Here is an 18,724-nt window from a genome sequence, read left to right on the forward strand (position 1 = left end):
CCAGGTGATCGCCAAGGTCGAGGGCGACGACGACTTCGAAAGCACGATGGGCGACCTTATGATGCGGCGTTTTGCGCTGCAGCCGATTCCCAATGTCAGTCACACCGGTGATGAGGCCTCCCAGTATTTCCATTCCTGGACCGCCTATGCCGGGTCGATGTTCATTGAGGGCTCTCATCCCGCGATTCTCGGCGATATCACCGTAGGGGCCTTATGGTGGCGCATGCTCCACCTTTTTGTTGGCATGCCCTATGCCGCCACGCACATGGCGCTTAGAAACGCCGTGTCACTCGAGCAAGCCCAGCGAGACAGCTCTACCCAAGGCAAGTCGAAACAAGATGCGCTGTCGGTGGAATTCCAGCGCGTCGAGGCCGAGCGCAAGGCCTTGGAGGACAAGCTCAAAGCCTTCAGCGATGGTGCGCTCAGGCTTGACGAGATCGACGCGCTGTCGCTCGAGCACGCCAAGCTTTCACGGGAGGGAAGCGAATTGCAGGCGCGCTCGGCTGAGGCTGAACGGGCTGCCACTGCGCTTCGCCGAGAGAAGGACGAGGCACGCGCCACGCAGCGCCGGCTCGAAGAGGGCGCGGCCTCCAAGCGCATCTTCGCTGGCCTCAAACCTGTCTGCTGTCCGCGCTGCGCTGACCCGATCCCGGATAGCCGTTCGCATACGGAGGAGGCTGATGGGCGTTGCGCTGTTTGTGATCGCGAGACTCTCAAAAACGACCAGGATGCACTGAACGACGCGCTAGCCGCCGCGATCGAGCGGGTGAAGTCCCTGAGTGACGCCGAGGCTGCAGCGCGTAAGCGGGGTGACGAAATCTCTCTGTCAGCCAAAGACACCGAGCGCCGACGGGCGGAAGCGGTGACGCGGCTAAAGGCGGTTGAAGCCCAGGCTGTGGCCTTGCGGGCGCGGCGCGAGTTGGAGGGCCAACTACTCCGCGTAGCCGGGAAGTTGGAACAGTTGCGGGCCTTGATGGCGCAAGCCCCTCCCGCACCGCCCAGCGACGACCGCCTACGCATCCTGCGGATTGCCGAGGCCATTGCCGAAGCGCGCATGAAGTCCGCGAGCGCCGAGCTCTTTCAGGATCTCGAAAGCGAGGTTGTCGCGGTCGCCCAACGGTTTGGCTTTCGCGGTCTCCAGACCATTCAAATCCGCGGTAACGCTATCGCGGTCACCGTTTCAGGTTCCACCAGCGGCTTTTCCAGACAAACCGCCGGGCAGAAGCTTCGTCTTCGGATCGCCTTAGTGATCGCGATGATGCGGATGGCTGCCCGGAGCGGCTTCGGCAACCATCCAGGCCTTCTCTTTATCGATTCCCCCGGCAGCGAAGAGCTGAGCGATGCGGACCTGGTGGCGATGATGGCTGAGATCGGGCAGGTGGCCGACGAGACGCTCAACCTTCAGATTTTCCTGGCCTCGGCGAGAAGCGACATCCTCGCGCCCGCCATCGCGGCGAAGAATATCAAAGCGCCCGCTGAATGCGGAGCGATGTTCTGACCGCGGTCTCGCCGGAGGAACTGGCGCGGCGCCTCGTAGATTTCACAGTGCCTTCGCTGGCGGATCTTGGCGGGCTCGATAGCCTAGTCGCCGCATCCGACGTACTGGCTCAAAGCCTCTACGCGGATCGCGCGATCACGGCGCTGGCCGGATCCAGCGAACCCCTGAGCATGCAGGCCGTCGCGCTGGTCAGCGACATTCTTGGCTACAATCCGCACCCCTTCGTAGTCTCAGCCGCGGCCCAAAGCGTTCTGGAGCTGCCGCTGGACGCCCGGGATCAGCGTCTGCTGCAACGGCGTTTGTTGGAGCGCGCCAGCGTGCGCGACACTATGCCCGCCGCGCTCATGGCCTCGGAGTGCCTTGCTGGCGCCTTCCTCTTGGCTGATCTGCCAGGCGCGTCACGGCCGGCCGCTATAGCGGCCCTGGATGACCTCCATCCTGGCGAGGCTGAAGTTGTGCTGCGTCGAGGGGCGCTGCTGGCGGGCTTGGCTTGGTTGTGGAGCCGATCGCCGGATTTGGAGAACCTGCTTCGACGGTTGAGTGTCGACGCCGAAGCCGGGGAGCAAGCGCTCTACGAACTGGCCCTAATTACCCTGGATCGGGCCTTAGCCGCAGATGACAAGGCGACGCTGCTGAGCGGCCTTGAGCTCGCCGCGGGTCAGTTTGCAGCCGCCGCCGTGGCCGGACCAGAGCTGGTCGAGGCCTTCGCGCTCTCCAAGGTACTGACGGCGCTTGTGGGGTTCTGTTCTGACGAGCCCGACGATTTGGAGACCCTGTTGGCTCAGGCCACCGCCGCGACAACGGCGAGGACGTTGGAAATGGATCGCGCGGCTTTGCGCACGTGGCTTCGCCCACGGGTGGACGCCGAGACCGCCTGGTGGTCGCTGGCCTCGGCTCTTAAGGGGCTCTCGCTTGATCTGGCCAAGCCCAGTTGGTTGCGCGCGGTTCCCGTCCTGGAACAGATCGCACGGCTCCGTCGCACGATGATCCCGTTGGCGACCTCAAGCGGCGATAGGCTGCGAGAAGCCGTTACAGACGCCGTCGCCTTGAGCTTTCTTCGCGAGGAGGGCCTGCGTAGTCACTTGACTGCCTGGCGCGACGACGACGCCACGACGGCCGATGACCGCGCCGAGGCTACGGCGTTGATCGCTGCCGTTTCGGCTCTGGCCGATGAGCGGCGGCGGTCTTCGCTCTGCCGTGCTCCCGGTATCGCATCGCCCGCTCAGGCGGGGCAGCCCTTTGACGGAATGTTCGCACTGTCGAGGGCGTCCAGTTTCACCGGTCCCATCGAGCGGGCCTACCTGGCGATGGACAAGGCGCTGGAAGGCCATATCGACTATAGGGGAGACATGCGTGGCGATGCGCGCAGTCTCATCACCTATCTACATCTGTTCCTTAGCCATTGCCTGGACATGACCCCAGCGATGGCCAAGGGCACGTTCGACTTCCTGTTCGCTAAGGATGCGACGACTCCGCTCGAGGTCGAATTGCAACGCGCCTGCTGGCACTTCTTGCGGCTCCAAGCCAACGGGTTCCCCCAGCATCAGATCTCGCGCGAGCTGCCCGATGTCGGTGGTGGGCGCGCTGACATTGCCATCGTGCGACCAGGATTTCGCATGATCATCGAAGTCAAGCGCGAGCTTGTGGATGCATCCCGACAGGCGATACGGCAGTATCTCGGTCAAGTGGCGACCTACGAACTCACTGGGCCGCGCATCGGTTTTCTGATTGTCTTAGATCTCGTTTCCCAACGTGGGTGGCCCCTTACTCTCGAAGACAATTGCTGGGTTGAGGCGGTGCAAACTTCTCAGGACAGTGCCCCGCGCATGGTGTGCGTCTGGCGAATCCCCGGAGGTCGACAGGCACCGTCGAAGGTGGCGACGCCGGTCCAATAACGCCGCGGGGCGACTTAGCTTCGGCTACAGGGGCCAAATCGTATTGCGACCGTGCGATATCAACTCCCCATATAGAGGCAATGGCCGACGAGACTAAGCCGCCTCGTCCGGGGCGTTACCGTCAAGCGAGGATCCATGGCTAGGACGCGCCGTACGATGAGTCCCCTGCGTAAACCCAGCTCCACCGAGGGTACCGTCACACGCGCGGGAAGGCGCTTCGGCTCGACCCGCGTGCCAGCAATTATCTGGGGATACTAGGCAATCGGAAGCGAAGCGGCGGCGGTTCAAACCCGCCGCTCAAAGTCCGATTTCACCACGATCTGGAGGTTATGGACGCCTGGACCACTACATCTTGACTCGAAGGTCGACAAGTGGGACGAATCGGGCTCATAGTCGGAATTGGTAAATGGGGTCTTTCCGCCCACGGCCGACTCGTATTATCGGGTAATGGCGAGTGGATGATTCCGGTTTCCATTCCCACATCATTTTGAGTTTGCTTATCTCGCCGACGGATTTGGTCGGATGTTCAGGACGTCTTCAAAGCAGGAGCGACGGCTGAAAAGCATTGACGCAGCGTAGATCGCTGATGGTGGGGAGAGGACGGAACATCCTGGAACTTTGCCGGTCACCGGAAAGTCCGTCCTCTCACCCGATTCCCAACCCGTTTCCGAGTCGGTAAGCGAGCAATAGCGGCGGCCGCGTAAGCACACAATGGCCGCGACTGCTAACAGCGCCGTTGGCCGGCTCGGATGTCTCCAAATCATTCCTCCAGGGTCGTGAAGGACCCTTCGTAGGCACAGCGCGCGCTGGCGGCTGGCCCTACGTCCCATTGTGTCGGGGAGGTCTGGTTACATCCGCCCGCGACCGTGAATGCCACAGCCATTCAGCGGCCGAGCGCCAAACAAAGGAGGGACCCATGGTCCCTAGCGCCGACCTCGACACCGTCCACTGCTGTCCTCGTTCAACGCCGCCGGCCCGTCAGGCCGCTTGCCTGGAGGTCCAGCTATGAGGGATGGCCACGCCTATGACGCGGAGCTGCCCAAGGGCATCAGCCGCAGCCGGCCGCTGCCGGACGAAAAGCTGGGCGCTTTGTGGGACTCCATCGTCATCGAGGAGGAGACCAAAAAGCAGCTTCTGTCCCAGGCAGTTCTCAACTTCACCCTGCGGGGAAAGGTCGATCGAACCGTCATTCCCCTGCACGGCGTCATCCTGCTCACCGGTGAGCCCGGAACAGGCAAGACGTCGCTGGCGCGAGGGCTGGCTCATCGCACGGCGATGGCGTTCCGGGGTGGCCGGTTCAAGCTGCTGGAGGTCGAGCCCCATTCCCTTACCAGCTCGGCGATGGGCAAAACCCAGCGGGCAGTTTCGGACCTCTTTTCCCAAGCGATCGCCGAGGCCGCCATGAGCGGGCCCACGATCGTCCTACTGGACGAGGTCGAGACCCTGGCTGCCGACCGCTCGAAGATGAGCCTGGAAGCCAACCCCATCGACATCCACCGCGCCACCGACGCGGTCCTAGTGCAGTTGGACGCGCTGGCCGAGCGGTTCCCCGATCTGCTCTTCGTTGCGACGAGCAATTTTCCCGACGCCGTCGACAGCGCGTTCACCTCCCGCTGCGACCTGGTCCTGCGCGTGCCGTTGCCCGACCGGACGGCCTGCGGCCAGATCCTGCGCGACTGCCTGACCGGCCTGGGGCGGACCTATCCCGAGATCGGTCGCCTGGCTTCCGCGCCGGGCTTTGACCGCTGCGCCCAAGAGTGTGTCGGGCTCGATGGTCGCGCGATCCGCAAGATGGTGGCCAACGCCTTGGCCTGTCGACAGGAAGTGGCGATGGATCCGGCCAAGGTCACGCTCGACGACGTGCTGCGCGCGGCCCAGCGCGCCAAGGTCAATCGTGCGGGGGGCAAGTCGAAATGACCACCGTCGCCAGCCGCAGGTTTTCCAGCACGCCTCAACGCGACGCCGGCGCCACTTGGCGGGCCGTCGTCGATCTTCTGACGGGGGGCGCGACCGGCGCCAAACGTGACGAACTGCTGGCCGTGGCCGGCGTCGCCTCCAGCATCATCGCCGACAAGGCGGCCAAGGACGCGGCCATCGTCGTCACCTGCGATGGGCCGCGCACCCGCATCTATTGTCTCTACGACGATGACGCCATCGACGGATCGGACGCCAACGAAGACGCCCTTGGCTATGATCCCCTCGACGGCGATTGGCGCGTGTCGCTTCCTTGCGAGCCCGACGACCTGGCCTGGGTCCAGGGCGCGCTGAAAAAGCACAGCACGCGCATTACCGCCCGGGACAAGGCCTCGGCCACCGGCGGCGAAAGCGGCAGCAGTGGCCAGAAGGCCGCCGGCCTGGTCCTGGACCCGAAAGGATTCCTCGGGTCGTGACCGCCGTCACCGTCAACACCTACACCCACTCGGTCACCTACGTGGCCGACAACATGCTCAAGAGCCTCAAGGATATCATCCGTCTGAGCGGCCTGGACCCCGCCGCGTTCATCGACGACTGGGACGTCAACATGCGCGGCATCCGTACCTGGCTCGACACCGGCGACCTCGAAACCGTCAAGTTGGAGATTTTCGATCCCAAGACCGACGCGCTTCTTGTTCGCTGGGACATGGACGTCGTCTACGGCTGGAGCTCCGGCGACGGCAACTTCTGGGTCGACACCGAGCAGTTAAAGTACGCGATCCTCAAGGCCGGCGTGTGGCCCAGCCAAGCCAGATACCGTTTGCTGCTCCACACAAAGCCAGGCCGCCCCGACGTGGCCGGCTGGAGCAAGACCAGCGCCCGTTCCACGGCCGGCTTTACCAAGCAGTCCCTGGGTACAACGATCGATCACAGCGGCCTTGGTGCCAATGCCGGTTACTGGAGGAAGGCCTGATGCTCACCGTCGATGAAGCGTTTCGGAAGTTCAAAAGCCGTCTGGAGCTGAACGACCGCGAGCAAAAGAACGCCACCGCGCGCCACACCGAAGTGCGCGACTACATCCGCACGAAGTTCAAGATCGAGAAGGATTTCCTGACCGGATCTTACAAGCGGCACACCAAGACTAAGCCGCTCAAGGACATCGATATCTTCTTCGTCCTCAAGGACTCCGAGCGCGAAGCGTATCGCGACAAGGTGCCGTCAGTGGTCATCAACGACTTCTATGACGCCCTGGTCGAGAAGTACGGAGCCAGCGCGGTCCGCAAACAGGGCCGTTCGGTCAACGTCGATTTCGGCATCGTGGCCGATGCCGAGGACAACACCGACTACCGAGTTCTCAGCGTTGACGTCGTTCCGGCTTTCACCTGCGGCGCCGACTACGAGATCGCCGACACAGACAAGGGCGAGTGGATCAAGACCAATCCGGAAATCCACGCCTCTAAGGCCGTGGCCGCCCACCAGGCCTATTCCAACGAATGGAAGGGTTTGGTGCGCATGGCCAAATACTGGAACAACAACCCCCGTCACGGCGAAAAGCCGGTCAAGCCCTCGTTCCTGATCGAGGTCATGGCGCTCCAATGCCTGTACGGGGGCTGGCAGGGTCGGTTCGACTACGAGTTCCAGTCGTTCTTTCAGACCCTGGCCGACAGGATAACCGACGAATGGCCTGATCCGGCCGGCCTTGGCCCGCCGATCAGCGATGGCATGGACGCGGCCCGCAAGCAGCGGGCGAAAACCCTGCTGCAGGCGGCCAGCCGCGACGCCAGTCTTGCGATCAATCTGAGCCGGCAGGGCAAGAACGGGGAGGCGCTAAAGGCCTGGCGCGCGCTCTTTGGGCCCAAGTTCCCGCTGTCGTAGGGCGCGTCGCGCCGGCCGCATATTCTGGAGATCATTATGGCCGATGCGGTGACGCCGCGATGGAACGGCGACAAGTACCAGGCGCGGGTGTTCTGGCATAACGCCCTGCACATGCTGGCCACGGACTCTGTCGTCGTGGAGGTCACCTTCGAGGCCGATGCGCCCAAGGCCTTCGACGATGTCGTGGTCAAATACGATCCGCCCATCGCGGGATCTGGACCAGTGCGTGTGCCTGCGACCTATCACCAGGTCAAATGGCACGTCGAGTTGGGTGGCCGCTTTGGCTATAAGGACTTCATCGAGCCCGATTTCATCGGCGCGACCAGCGTGTCGCTTCTCCAGCGGCTGCGCGAGGCCAAGAAGGTCGCGCCCGCTGGCGCCCAGTTCGACTTCGTCACCACCTATCGCATCCATGACGATGACCCTCTGTCGCCGCTGCTGTCGGGGACTGATCGCTCGATCCTCATCGACCGCCTGTTCGACGGAACCACCGACCGCAGCAAGACCGGCAAGATCCGTAAGCTCTGGCGCGAGCACCTGGGACTGGCTTCGGACGACGAGCTGAAGGCCGTCGTCTCGGGGCTACGCATCTTCGATGGGCAGCTGTCGCTCGAAGAGTTGCGCTCCCAGGTCAATCTGCGGGCGGAGGTGGTCGGCGCCCTGACCTGCAGGACCAACTCCGACTTCCGCTATGACGGCTTGGCCCAGGCCCTCAAATCGCGGCGCCTCAACAGCTTCACCCGCGAGACCTTGCGCGCGATCCTGGCCGAGGAAGGACTGCTGGTGGAGGTCGCGCCCTTGGCAGACGCGCCGCTGCCGGTCGCCATTCGCAGCTTTCACGGTCTGGCGGCCGACCTGAGCATCGCCTCGCCCGAGAACACCCTGGTCCTGACCGAGGCGTTCAATCAACGATACCTGCGCGCGGATCGCAGCTGGCAGGACGACATCGGGCCGCGAGTTTCCACCTTCCTGGCCGCGGCCGCCCGGCGGTCGGGGAAGCTTCGCCTGTCGCTGGACGCCCATGCCTCCATCGCCTTCCTGGCCGGCTCGGTGCTGGACGTGAAATCGGGCATCGACACCACCCTGGTCCAGAAGGGTCGGGTCGGTAGTCGCGAGTGGCGCGCTGACGATGGAACGGAGACGGTCGCGGCCAGGCTCGTCGTGACCTCGAGGGCGCTGAGCAAGGATAGGGACATCGCCGTGGCACTGGGCGTGTCGCGCGACGCCGAAAAGGAGACGCGCGCCTACGTCGCCAAGTCGCTGAAGAGTGTGGGAAAGCTGCTGACGTTCGCGATGCCGTCCGGGCCAGGGCAACAGGTCGTCGCTGGCGGCGGCCACGCCGCGGCCTTGGCCGAGCAGGTCGCCAACCAGATTCGCGACGCCCGGGAGGACCCGGACGCGGTCGTGCACATCTTCGCGGCTTGCCCCAACAGCATGATGTTCTTCCTGGGTCAGGAACATCGCGGCGTCGCGCCCTGCGTCGTCTACGAATTTGATTTCGATCGCCGCGGCAACAAGAGCTACCAACCGTCTTTTGTCATCGAGTAGCCCATGAGTCCCGCGGAAAAGCTCCACCTTCGCTTGGTCTATTCGCTTCGGGACTTGGAGCTGGCCAACAGCGCCCTGGCATTCCTCGACGAGTTGGATGTCACGGCGCGGTGTTCGAAAATCGAGCTGCGCCGTTACCGGTGTTTCCTGGAGAGCGCGGTCATCGCCTATTGGCGGCCCTTTGCAGCCGCCGATGGTCTGCCGGCTCTTGGCTTCGAGGCCTTGGGCGTCGTGCCCACGGCGGAACAGCAAGCGCTGCATGAGCGTCTTCGCATCTTCCGCAACAAGGTCGTGGCCCATTCCGACCCCAAGCAGATGCGCGTCCTACTGACGGCCCATAAGGCGCATGTCGATCATGACGCTCAGATGCCCTTCCTGGTCATCGACGAGGGGTTGGAGTTCCTGGACGATCGCGCCCTCTGGCGAGGCTGGGTCTCCATCCTGATCGGGGCGTTAGCCGACTATGTCTTCGAGACGGTCCAGGGCACGAACTCGTACCGTTTCGAGCGCGATTATCTCAACCAAGGCCAATAGTTCATCGAGACGGGCGTCTCCGGCGGGGCTCGGCGTCAAGCCGACGCGGCGGCTACCTCATTCTTTCACTGAAGGAGGAATACCCGGCGATGATGGACGAAACCTACGGCGTCATCGAGCGGGTGGGTTTGAACCGGGCAGCGCAGGCTCTGCCGTGATCGCCAGCCTAAGTGAATTCCGGTCGATGCCCTCGTGATGTCTGAGCAGATCGATCTTAGGTGCGAGCTTGACTCGGTGGACGCTGCTTGGCGCACGTAGCCCACGAACGTCGCGTTCATGGAGGTGCACCAAGGTCCGTTCATGGCGCGAAGCAGCAAAAGCCACCGCAAAACGATGCCCAAAAGAAATTTCGGTCATGTGCGAACCGCGAACAGACCTAATCGTACGCGTCCAGTTCGTCGATCTTGTCCCAAGTGAGCAACATAACAGGCTTCGCTGCGTTCAGCCTGAGTGTAAGATACTCTATGAAGACGGGATGGATTGCAAATTTTACTGACTCGAGAACGGCTAACTCCTCAAGATTCTGTGCTACGCGCGGATTGAAGAAATAGAAATCGTAGTCGACTGCGGAAATGTTGCCGATTTGGCTGCCATTGGCCGACACTCCAATGAAGCCGATCTCGTAGAGAAAGCGGATCTTGGGGCCAAGATCGACGATGTCATCCTCGCCGTAGATCTCGAAACGTACGTCGTCGAGTTTGTTCTTAAGTTCTTTGAGCTCCATAAGCTGAGGTGCGCCCCGAAAGCGATGCAGCACAACGCGTAGGTTTTTGAACGTGTCCGAGAATTCGCCTAGGAACTCCTCCTCGACAATCTTGTATGTCTGCTCGGAGATGAGGCGCCCGATGGTGGCGGTGTTTAATGGCTGGGTGCGGCGGTGGGCCGCTTCCACGGCCAGCACGATTCGCGCGTAGTAGATGATCACATCGCGGGGGCGGAAGAACGTGTGTCTCAAAACGTTCAGGAACAGATCGGTCTGAAAGACCGCCCCATTCATCCTGATTTCCGACGTCTTGGGCATTTTGCGTCTGCTGAGCTCGATCACGCGGTCGTAGCGGTCTCGGGCATTGGGCCAATGCTCCTTATCGAGGTGAGCGTCGGAAATACGCCAAATTACTTGCAAGCGTTTGCGTAGCATGGTCAGCAGCTCGTAAGGCTGCCAATTGATCTCTTCATTTATGTCACCGACAATGGCGTCTCGCCGCCGGAGCTGGACCTCGTACAACCGGTCTTTGGGGAGTGGAACGCAGAAGTCCACGAGGGGGCCGATCTTCTTGTAGAACTCCTGGTTGAGCGAGAAATGATCCGGGCTTCGCAGGTGGTCGATCATTTCCACCAGCCCTTGGATCCAGAACACTTCGCGGCCCTCGCGCCTTCGACGCTCCTCGTCGGAGATGTTGTGAGCGCTGAGGTCTTTCCGATACTTCTGGATCTCCGTATCGAAGCGATCAAGGCAGAAGAGAAATCGCCGCTGACGCGAGTCTCGCCTCACGATCTCGAGCAAGGCTCCGTAGCCTGGACCGAGCAACCGCTCGGTGCATGCCTGGACGTTCAACGATCTCAGTAGGTCAGACTTGAATTCGCCCTCGCTACGCGTTGAGGCGCTGTCGATGCACTCTTGGATGAATTCCGTCACAATCTCGATCGAAAGCTGGAACAGCTGATCGTACCGGCCTTTGGAGGAGCTGAAGCGCCTAGAGTGCTCCACGTGGGAGAGGAGATGTTCCGGATAGGGATGCGCGCCTTCCAAGCTGCGCACCATGCACAATGACAAAAAAATCGGCCAAACAAAGTCGAATACTTTCGATTCTTCGGCCGTGTAAGACAGATCGCCCTCGGCTGGGCGGAAGGTCAAGTCGCCTAGAATGTAGTGGAGATTCCAGTCGTTGACCTCGACGTCGATCGGCAAGAAGTATCGCTCCTCGTTCTGGTGTTTGTACACTTTCAAGAGCGTCGTCTTGCCCGAGCCTTTCCGGCCTGTGAATGCCATTTTGTGATGGCGGCCGATTGCGCGGAACGCCGCCGTCTTCACGAAGTAAAGCCTGCTGAAGTCTGCTACCGATAGTGGCGCCCGCTCCGACTTCCTGAACATCGCCTCATCGACTCTTCCGTCGGGGCGAGTGCTGTCCTGGCTGCTTGTCGCCTGATCTTCGTCCGACATGACGGCGGGGGCGAGCATCGTCTCGTCGACCGCAGCCTTGAGGGTGGCGTAGCTGGGGTCAGCCTCATCCCAGCGGATCTTCAAGTCGGAAACGATACGGCCGATGGCCGGCCGCAAGAGCGTCTCAATGCGGTCCGGCAGATACGGCTCTCCCTCCGAGCCATAGGCTTGAAAGAGATTCAGCTCCCGAGCAAAATTGCGGCCCATGAAATAGGTCGGCGCGGCGGCCTCGAAGCTAGGCCCACCCCAAAAGATGGGCAGAAAGGCCAGCGGGGGCGCGTCGATCTTGCCTTCCAGTCGATCAACGATCCGCAAGTATTCGGTGAGCACGCCGGACGTGATCCGCTGCTCGATCTTGCGCTTGTAATCGGGGGTAAAGAGCGCAATCACGGCCTCGGCCTTCGTCAGCTCGTCTTTCATGAAATTCTGGAGGTCCGAGCCTGTCGGCTGATCGAAGTAGGCTTGAAACGAAACCTTGCCCTCGAGTCTCTCCGTCAAATATTCGATCAGAAATCGTATGTTTCGTTCATTGCCGTCTGCGGCCGAGAACGAGACGAAGCAGTTTATCTTCCGCGCCAATCCAACCCCTCCCTAGAACGATGGAAAGACTGCCGTCGCCCTTTGGCTGTGTCGAGGGAGAATGCGAGGATTCCGGGTGCGGGAGGGGCGTCGGCTCTACTGGCTGCGTTTTTGTGCCAGCACCGTTAAGAGGATGGATCGTCTCGACCGATGGTTCGCGATCATACCGGCAGGTCAGGGCGCTCGTATTCGGCGGGCGGCTCACAGTAAGCGTAGTAGCGCATCTTATGAGTGTAGAGTTTCTGCAGGGGCGCCAGCATCCGCTATTTGGCCCGGCCACGGCTTAGGACCCGCGGTTCAGCGCGTGACCAGCGCGATCTACGAACATGGCGGGGTGGTCTCTGCCGTCTGCCACGGACCTGCGGCGCTGATGGACGTCAAGCTGAGCAGCGGCGACTACCTCATAGCGGGAAAACGGCTCGCGGCGTTCACCAACAGCGAGGAGAAGGCGGTCGGGCTTGAGACGGCCGTACCTTTCCTTCTGGCCGACAAGCTTTTGTCTCGAGGCGCTCGCCATCGGGCGGCCCCGAACTGGACCGCCAAGATCGTCGTTGATGGAAGGTGATCACAGGCCAGAACCCGCAGTCGGCTACCGGCGTGGGCGAGGCGGTTAGCGACTTGGTGCTGACCGCATGATAGTGTCGGGCGTGTTGCTGGTGCCCACTATAGGTAGTGCTCAAAGCGGGAGGCTTGTCCGAAAGCCCTTTCACAACAGATACTTGCATAAAGTGCAGCTTTCCGACTTTCACACGGCGCAAACGGTCGCACCTCAATCGGAGCAACTCATCCAAGGGGGCGCTCGCACTGAGCCTGGCGCGCTGAATGTCGTGGTTCTTGAAAGGTCGCAAGGGCAGCTCATGGCGCCTAACCGCCCTTGCCGGCTGGTGCGACGCCAGCGGTTCAAGCGCTTTGCCCGTCGTCAATGGTCAGCACGCTGCCGGTGACCGCGCGCGAAGCGTTGGAACATAGATAGAGTACCCCACCATCCAGATCCTCGGGAGTCATCAGCCGGCGCCGTCCCAACGCCGAGATCTGAGCTTCCCCAGTGACGCCCTCGAACATCTCAGCGTTTATGTCGGTGCGAATGTAGCCGGGGCACAGGACATTGACATTGATCCCCTGGCGCACCCACTCGACGGCGAGCGAGCGCCCCAGCATCGCCGCGGCCGCTTTCGAGGCGTTGTAGGCCGCCAGGCCAGCCACGGGCGTGTGCGCCGCCGCCGACGCCACGATCAGGATGCGCCCGTCCTGCCGCTCACGCGAGCCATTGGCGATCATTCGCCGCCCTGCCTCGCGCGCCGTTAGGAACGCGCCCGTCGCGTTGACGGACATGATCGATGAGAACGCCGCAACCGGCATCTCGGTGGAACGGCCGCCACCGCCGATGCCGGCATTGGCGATCACCGTGTCTATAGGGCCAGCATCGGCTTCCGCGCGATCGAAGGCGGCTACGACCGAACGCTCGTCCGTCACATCCATGGGCGCGCAAGTGGCTTGGCCGCCGCGGGCGGTGATCTCGGCCGCCACAGCGGCGAGCGCCTCAAGGCGACGGGCGGTCAGCACCACGCGGGCGCCAGCGGCGGCCAGCACAGCGGCGAAGCGCGCGCCAAGGCCAGACGAAGCCCCGGTCACCAGGGCGGTGCGGCCGACCAGACTGAAGCTCGGCAGCACCACGCCATCCGCGCTATTCATCGAGCGCGCCGTAGACGGCGTCGATCAGCGCCACGCCGCGAGGATCGCCGCGCAAGAGCTGGCTCATCTGGTTCATGGTGTAGGCCATCGCGATGCCGGCCTTCGGATCGGCGAAGGCGAACGAACCGCCCCAGCCGGAATGGCCGAAAGCTTCCGGATTTGGGCCATAGAGCTGTTCAGAATTGACCAGGAATCCCGCCCCCCACCGGGCGAACAGGTCGAGCACCAAATCGCGGCCCTCGATCCGCACCTCGGTAGCCTGGGTGATCGCGGCGGCCGAGACCAGCGGGGCCTTCGCGCCGAGCAGCAGGCCGGCATAGAGGCCGGCGAGCGCCCGGGCGTTGCTGAAGCCGTTGGCCGACGGGATCTCGGCGGCGCGCCAGGCGGCGGTGTTGGGCAGGCGCGGGTCCAGGCCCGGATTGGTCAGGGCCGCGACCTGGGCCGGATTGAAGCTGCCGATGTCGCCCGAGCCCATGCCGGCCGGGGCCAGCATCTCGGCGGCCTGGTCGGTGCGCGAGGGCCCCAGGCCGATGGCGATGTCCAGGCCCCGCGCGCCGGCCAGTTCGTCGGCCACGAATTGCTTCAACGAACGACCTTCCACGCGCTCGAACAGTTCGGTCGCCAACAGGCCGAAGCTGATGGCGTGGTAGCCGGAGGCCGTGCCGGGCGGCCAGATCGGGGCCTGGGCGGCCAGGCGCTCTGCTGCGGCGTGGCCGGCATAGAGGTCCTCGACGACGGCCGGGCTCGTGAAACCGCTGAGGCCCGCTTGATGCGACAGCAGCATGCCGATGGTGATCTCGCCCTTGCCCTCGGCGGCGAAGGCCGGCCAGTGATCGGCGACCTTGTCCTCGTAGGAGAGCCGGCCGCGATCGACGAGCATGGCGAAACACGCGGCCGTCACGCCCTTGGTGGTGGACCAGACATTGGCCACCGTGTCGCGGGTCCAGGGCAGGGCGCCGGCCGCGTCGCGCGCGCCGCTCCACAGGTCGACGACCGGCTGGCCGTCCACCCACAGGCAGAAGGCCGCGCCGACCTCGCCGCGCTCGCTGAAATTGCGCTCGAAGGCGGTCTGGACGGCCGAGAAGCGCGGCGTGCAGACGCCCTGCGCGGCTAGAAGGGTCTGGGTCATGGGAGGCGCTCTCTCGGCTCAGTAGCGATAGGTGAGTTCGACGCCGTAGGTGCGCGGCGTGTTGTAGTTCTTGTCGATCAGCCCGAGGGAAGACAGGTTGTTGCCCTGCACCTCATAGAGCTTGTCGGTCAGGTTCTTGCCCCATACCGCCAGCTCCCAATGGTCGTCGGGGCGGGCGACCGTGGCGCGGGCGTTGAACAGCCAGTACGAGTCCGCCGCGATCAGCGGATCATTGGCCGCCTCCTTGAACACCGCGCCGGCGTAGTGGGCCTCGCCCTGCAGGGCGGCGGTCAGGCCGTTGAACAGGGCCCACTCGTAGCGGGCAGAGCCGTTGAAGGTGACTTTGGGCGCGTTGGGCAGGCGGTTGCCGGCGGGGATGGTTCCGGCGGCGGTCGAGAACGACGACAGTTTGGTGTGCAGCAGGCCAAGACCGGCGTTCAGGGTCAGGCCCGTGAGTGGCCGCCAGCTGGCGTCGAATTCCGCGCCGTAGGCCTTGGCGCTGTCGACATTGCCGACCTTCTGCACCGACAGGCTGGTGGCCGGATCGGTGTAGCGCACGAAGGTCTGGGGATCTGAATAGTCATAGTAGAACAGCGCGCCGTTCAGGGTCAGGCCGCTGGCCGGCTGGGTCTTCGCGCCCAGCTCGTAAGCGGTCAGGGTCTCGGGGCGATAGGGCAGCAGCTGGGCGTTGTTGTTGGAGAAGCCGCTGAAGAAGCCGCCGCTCTTCACCCCGCGCGCCGCCGAGCCGTAGACCATCGTCCGCGGATCGATCCGCCAGTTCAGTCCCAGCTTCCAGGTGACGTTGTGGTCGTGGATCTTGTCGTCGATGAAGGTGTTGCTGACCCCGACCAGCGGCGAAGGGGTGATGAACCGGGTGCCGCCGGCATAGTGGCGCTCCTCGCCGGTGTAGCGAACGCCGGTGATCAGGTCCAAGTCGTCACGCAGATGCCACGTGCCGTTGGCGTAGAGCGCGGCCGACCGGGTGGTCTGGTTGTAGGTCGTCTTGCCCGAACCGCTGGCCGCGCCGAACAGCACCAGCGGCCACTGGTCGCTGAGATTGGTGTTGTCGCCTAGCACGTGGTCCCACGACACGAAGGCGCCGCCTAGCAGGTCGACCACGGCGGTGTCCTTGCCGACTCGGAACTCCTGGGTGAACTGGCGGACGGCCTCGTTCTCCAGATAGTCGAACTGCTGGCGCGGCGTGGCGTCGACGTCGATGTGATAGAAGCGGGCGAAGTTGATGTAGCCGGTGACCGAGGTCAGGTCGAAGCCGCCCAAGTCGTACTGGATCAGCGAGGTGGCGTTGATCTGGTCGACCGAATAGGGGAACGCCCCGGCCCAGTCGCCGCGATAGGGGCTCTTGTGGATGTTGCGATAGCCAAAGGCGTCGGCGCATTGGCTGTTGTCGACATGGCCGGCCAGCACCGGGGCGCAGGGCGCGAACGGCGCGCCCGGCGTGAAGGCGCCGAAGTGCTGCGGGACGCCGATCTCCGAGCGCGAACGCTGGCCCTCGACCTTCAGGTTGATCGACAGGGCCTGGATGGGCTGCAAGGCCAGCTGGACCCGGCCCAGCCAGACATCGCGCGAGCCGATATCGCGCTCGCCGGGCGTTCCGTCTTCCTGCAGCGTGCTGGTCCAATAGCCGCGCGCCTGCTGGATGGTCTTGGCGCTGAGCCGCAGCTGGGCGGTGTCCGACAGCGGGAGATTGATCATCCCCTCGGCGTCGAAGGCCCGATAGGCGCCGTAGCCGACCTTGGCCAGGGCGGCGAAATCCTTCTCCGGCTTGGCCGAGATGATGTTCAGGGCCCCGGCCGTGGTGTTGCGGCCATAGAGCGTGCCTTGCGGACCCTTCAGGGCCTCGATGCGGGCCAAGTCCAGAAAGTCGCCGCTCATCAGGCCGGGCGAGCTGAGCGGGACCTCGTCGATATAGACGCCGGCGGCCGGACTGCTGGTGGTCGAAAAATCATCCAGGCCGATGCCACGCATGGTCACGGTGGGCAGGGCGCCTGGCACGGTCTCCTTGATGTCGACATTGGGGGCGTAAGACGACAGGTCGGTCAGGCCGGCCACCCGCGAGGCGCGCAGGCTCTGGGCCGACAGGGCGGTGATCGTCGCGCCGACGGTCTGCAGGCGCTCCTCGCGCTTGAAGGCGGTGACGACAACTTCATCGACCACGGCCTGGGTCGCGGCATGGGTCGCGGCATGGGCGGGATCGTCCTCCGCCCGGGCTCCGCCGGCCGCGATCAGCGCCAGGATCGAGGCGCCGACAACCAAATCCATGGGCCGACGGCCCTCGCGAGCTATCCGCATGCGTAGTCCTCCCCGTGTCTGTTTTTGTTCGATACGACGATGTCGTTCGCTCTGACACTTGAGTATGACGCGCCGGACATACCCATCTGTCAATTGATTTATCGATGCGGTATGTTCACCTCCAATGCAGGTGAAGCCCCAATGAGATCCCTGGCGGGCGAGGCTCGCGCGGCGCGGCACGTGGCGGTGCTCGACGAGGCGGCGGTGGAGTTCAACCGCGTCGGCGTGGCCGGGGCGAGCCTGTCGGCGATCGCCAGGCGGGTCGGCCTGACCCGCGCCGCGCTCTACAACTACTCCGCCGATCGCCAGGACCTGGCGCATCAGTGCTACCTGCGCGCCTGCGAGCTGACCCAGGCCGACCTGACACGCGCCCACGCCAGCGGTGGCCGAGGGCTGGACAGGGTCGGCGCCTTCATGCGGCTGGCCCTGGAGTTCGACCATCCGCCGGTCGCTGTGCTCAGCGAGACGGCCTCCCTGCCCGAGGGACCGCGCGAGGTGGTGCGCGTCGCCCGGCAGCGGAATGTCGAGAGCCTGAAGGCGCTGATCGGGCAGGGGCTGGAGGACGGCTCGATCCGGTCGTGCGACGTCGACCTAGCCTGCCAGTCGATCTTCGGGCTGCTGTCCTGGGCGCCGCTGGGGAGGACCTGGACCGACAATGGCGACGAGACCTTCGCCATCCGCATGGCCGCGGCCATCCCGCCGCTGGTACTCGACGGCGTGGCGGCAGAGGGCGCGACTATCCCGCCCGTGCGCCGCCGGCTGGCCGAAGTGATCGTCCCGCCGGCGCGGGACGACAAGGAAGAGCGCCTGGAAAGCCTGGCCCGCGCCGGCTCGAGGCTGTTCAACCGCCGGGGCGTGGAGGGCGTGTCGCTGGACGACGTCGCCGCCGAGGTCGGGGCGACCAAGGGCCTCGTCTACCATCACTTCGACAGTAAGCCGGCCTTCGTCGCCTACTGCTACGAGCGCGCTTTCGACATCTACGACCGCATCATGGATGTGGCCGAGACTGGTGAGACCGGCCTGGAGTGCTCGCTGCTGGCGCTTGAGCTCAATGTCGAGGCCCAGCTGGACGACCTGCATCCGATGTCGCTGACCACGGGGTTCGAGATCTTCGCCCCGACGGTGCGGCGGGCGTTCACCGAGCGGACCACGATGCTGGCCTCTCGCTCTGTCGAGCTGGCTCGGCGGGGCGTCAAGGACGGCACCTTGCGCCCCTTCGACCTGGAGCCCGTCGCCCTGGCTTCGGCCGGGACGTTCAGCCACCTCCCCAAGTGGTTGCCGCCTGGCGACAACCGGGGATCAACTCAGATCGCGGGCGAGGTCACGCGCCTGTTCCTTATGGGCCTCCGCGCGCGTCCTTCGGCTCTCTAGCGTCCGTGATGCGCAACGTCAGGTTCTAACGCGGCGCCGCCGCCGAACCTTACGTCGCTCACCGCCGAGAAGGGGCGATCTCGCCCATGCGCCTGTCGGGCTGAATGTCCGGGTGCTGGAGGCATGCCAATGTCTGCTAATGTTGAGGGTTTCGGATGCTGGCCCGTGCACGGGGTCTGCGGCCGGCGCTGAGGGCCGGCTTCCGAAAGCCTTCAGGG

At 63.9% G+C, this 18,724-nt stretch carries 14 protein-coding genes; 10 read left to right on the plus strand and 4 right to left on the minus strand.

Annotated elements, in window-relative coordinates; translation table 11 throughout:
* From DI526_RS19780 to DI526_RS19815, 8 genes are all read left to right on the plus strand, one after another.
* A partial coding sequence (locus DI526_RS19780) for a hypothetical protein (protein WP_304281554.1) occupies positions 1 to 1,498 on the plus strand: 1,498 nt, incomplete at its 5' end.
* Positions 1,480 to 3,393 carry a hypothetical protein gene (locus tag DI526_RS19785; RefSeq protein WP_304281559.1) on the plus strand — a complete coding sequence of 638 codons (1,914 nt, stop codon included), beginning with the start codon at positions 1,480 to 1,482 and terminating at the stop codon, positions 3,391 to 3,393. The genes DI526_RS19780 and DI526_RS19785, both read left to right, overlap by 19 nt.
* A 1,005-nt stretch (positions 3,394 to 4,398) precedes the next feature.
* Positions 4,399 to 5,310, plus strand: coding sequence for an AAA family ATPase (locus tag DI526_RS19790; RefSeq protein ID WP_304281561.1), 912 nt, complete (start codon positions 4,399 to 4,401; stop codon positions 5,308 to 5,310).
* Positions 5,307 to 5,783 carry a hypothetical protein gene (locus tag DI526_RS19795; protein ID WP_304281563.1) on the plus strand — a complete coding sequence of 159 codons (477 nt, stop codon included), beginning with the start codon at positions 5,307 to 5,309 and terminating at the stop codon, positions 5,781 to 5,783. The genes DI526_RS19790 and DI526_RS19795 overlap by 4 nt, the downstream gene beginning before the upstream one ends.
* Positions 5,780 to 6,280 carry an HORMA domain containing protein gene (locus DI526_RS19800; RefSeq protein WP_304281566.1) on the plus strand — a complete coding sequence of 167 codons (501 nt, stop codon included), beginning with the start codon at positions 5,780 to 5,782 and terminating at the stop codon, positions 6,278 to 6,280. The genes DI526_RS19795 and DI526_RS19800 overlap by 4 nt, the downstream gene beginning before the upstream one ends.
* Positions 6,280 to 7,182, plus strand: coding sequence for a CBASS oligonucleotide cyclase (locus DI526_RS19805; RefSeq protein WP_304281569.1), 903 nt, complete (start codon positions 6,280 to 6,282; stop codon positions 7,180 to 7,182). Before DI526_RS19800 ends, DI526_RS19805 begins: the two co-directional genes overlap by 1 nt.
* A gap of 36 nt (positions 7,183 to 7,218) precedes the next feature.
* Positions 7,219 to 8,730 carry an SAVED domain-containing protein gene (locus tag DI526_RS19810; RefSeq protein ID WP_304281572.1) on the plus strand — a complete coding sequence of 504 codons (1,512 nt, stop codon included), beginning with the start codon at positions 7,219 to 7,221 and terminating at the stop codon, positions 8,728 to 8,730.
* A 3-nt stretch (positions 8,731 to 8,733) separates the two neighbouring features.
* Positions 8,734 to 9,264 carry a hypothetical protein gene (locus DI526_RS19815; RefSeq protein WP_304281574.1) on the plus strand — a complete coding sequence of 177 codons (531 nt, stop codon included), beginning with the start codon at positions 8,734 to 8,736 and terminating at the stop codon, positions 9,262 to 9,264.
* A gap of 376 nt (positions 9,265 to 9,640) precedes the next feature.
* On the opposite strand, the gene DI526_RS19820 is transcribed toward DI526_RS19815, so the two are convergent.
* Positions 9,641 to 12,004: a P-loop ATPase, Sll1717 family gene (locus DI526_RS19820; protein ID WP_304281577.1), complete on the minus strand. Its 2,364-nt coding sequence runs from the start codon at positions 12,002 to 12,004 to the stop codon at positions 9,641 to 9,643.
* A 304-nt stretch (positions 12,005 to 12,308) separates the two neighbouring features.
* On the opposite strand from DI526_RS19820, the gene DI526_RS19825 reads away from it, so the two are divergent.
* The gene (locus DI526_RS19825) at positions 12,309 to 12,569 is read left to right on the plus strand and encodes a hypothetical protein (protein ID WP_304281580.1); all 261 of its coding nucleotides are present in this window, start codon (positions 12,309 to 12,311) and stop codon (positions 12,567 to 12,569) included.
* 335 nt (positions 12,570 to 12,904) lie between these two features.
* On the opposite strand, the gene DI526_RS19830 is transcribed toward DI526_RS19825, so the two are convergent.
* The 3 genes from DI526_RS19830 to DI526_RS19840 are packed head-to-tail and all read right to left on the minus strand — an operon-like array spanning position 12,905 to position 17,135.
* Positions 12,905 to 13,675 carry an SDR family NAD(P)-dependent oxidoreductase gene (locus DI526_RS19830; protein WP_304281583.1) on the minus strand — a complete coding sequence of 257 codons (771 nt, stop codon included), beginning with the start codon at positions 13,673 to 13,675 and terminating at the stop codon, positions 12,905 to 12,907.
* A 13-nt stretch (positions 13,676 to 13,688) separates the two neighbouring features.
* Positions 13,689 to 14,825, minus strand: a complete 1,137-nt coding sequence (locus tag DI526_RS19835; RefSeq protein ID WP_304281586.1) for a serine hydrolase domain-containing protein — start codon at positions 14,823 to 14,825, stop codon at positions 13,689 to 13,691.
* 18 nt (positions 14,826 to 14,843) lie between these two features.
* Positions 14,844 to 17,135: a TonB-dependent receptor gene (locus tag DI526_RS19840; protein WP_304281589.1), complete on the minus strand. Its 2,292-nt coding sequence runs from the start codon at positions 17,133 to 17,135 to the stop codon at positions 14,844 to 14,846.
* Positions 17,136 to 17,276: 141 nt separating this feature from the next.
* On the opposite strand from DI526_RS19840, the gene DI526_RS19845 reads away from it, so the two are divergent.
* Positions 17,277 to 18,506, plus strand: a complete 1,230-nt coding sequence (locus DI526_RS19845) for a TetR/AcrR family transcriptional regulator (protein WP_304281592.1) — start codon at positions 17,277 to 17,279, stop codon at positions 18,504 to 18,506.
* Positions 18,507 to 18,724 lie beyond the last annotated feature (218 nt).

Origin of the sequence: Caulobacter segnis, from assembly GCF_003243465.1 — a bacterium.
Classification (GTDB): Bacteria; Pseudomonadota; Alphaproteobacteria; order Caulobacterales; family Caulobacteraceae; genus Caulobacter; species Caulobacter segnis_A.

Bases quoted from the DNA above. Each gene is read 5' to 3' on its own strand.
- DI526_RS19790 (WP_304281561.1), top strand. From the start codon at position 4,399: ATGAGGGATGGCCACGCCTATGACGCGGAGCTGCCCAAGGGCATCAGC.
- DI526_RS19795 (WP_304281563.1), top strand. From the start codon at position 5,307: ATGACCACCGTCGCCAGCCGCAGGTTTTCCAGCACGCCTCAACGCGAC.
- DI526_RS19785 (WP_304281559.1), top strand. From the start codon at position 1,480: ATGCGGAGCGATGTTCTGACCGCGGTCTCGCCGGAGGAACTGGCGCGG.
- DI526_RS19835 (WP_304281586.1), bottom strand. From the start codon at position 14,825: ATGACCCAGACCCTTCTAGCCGCGCAGGGCGTCTGCACGCCGCGCTTC.
- DI526_RS19810 (WP_304281572.1), top strand. From the start codon at position 7,219: ATGGCCGATGCGGTGACGCCGCGATGGAACGGCGACAAGTACCAGGCG.
- DI526_RS19845 (WP_304281592.1), top strand. From the start codon at position 17,277: ATGAGATCCCTGGCGGGCGAGGCTCGCGCGGCGCGGCACGTGGCGGTG.
- DI526_RS19840 (WP_304281589.1), bottom strand. From the start codon at position 17,135: ATGCGGATAGCTCGCGAGGGCCGTCGGCCCATGGATTTGGTTGTCGGC.
- DI526_RS19815 (WP_304281574.1), top strand. From the start codon at position 8,734: ATGAGTCCCGCGGAAAAGCTCCACCTTCGCTTGGTCTATTCGCTTCGG.
- DI526_RS19805 (WP_304281569.1), top strand. From the start codon at position 6,280: ATGCTCACCGTCGATGAAGCGTTTCGGAAGTTCAAAAGCCGTCTGGAG.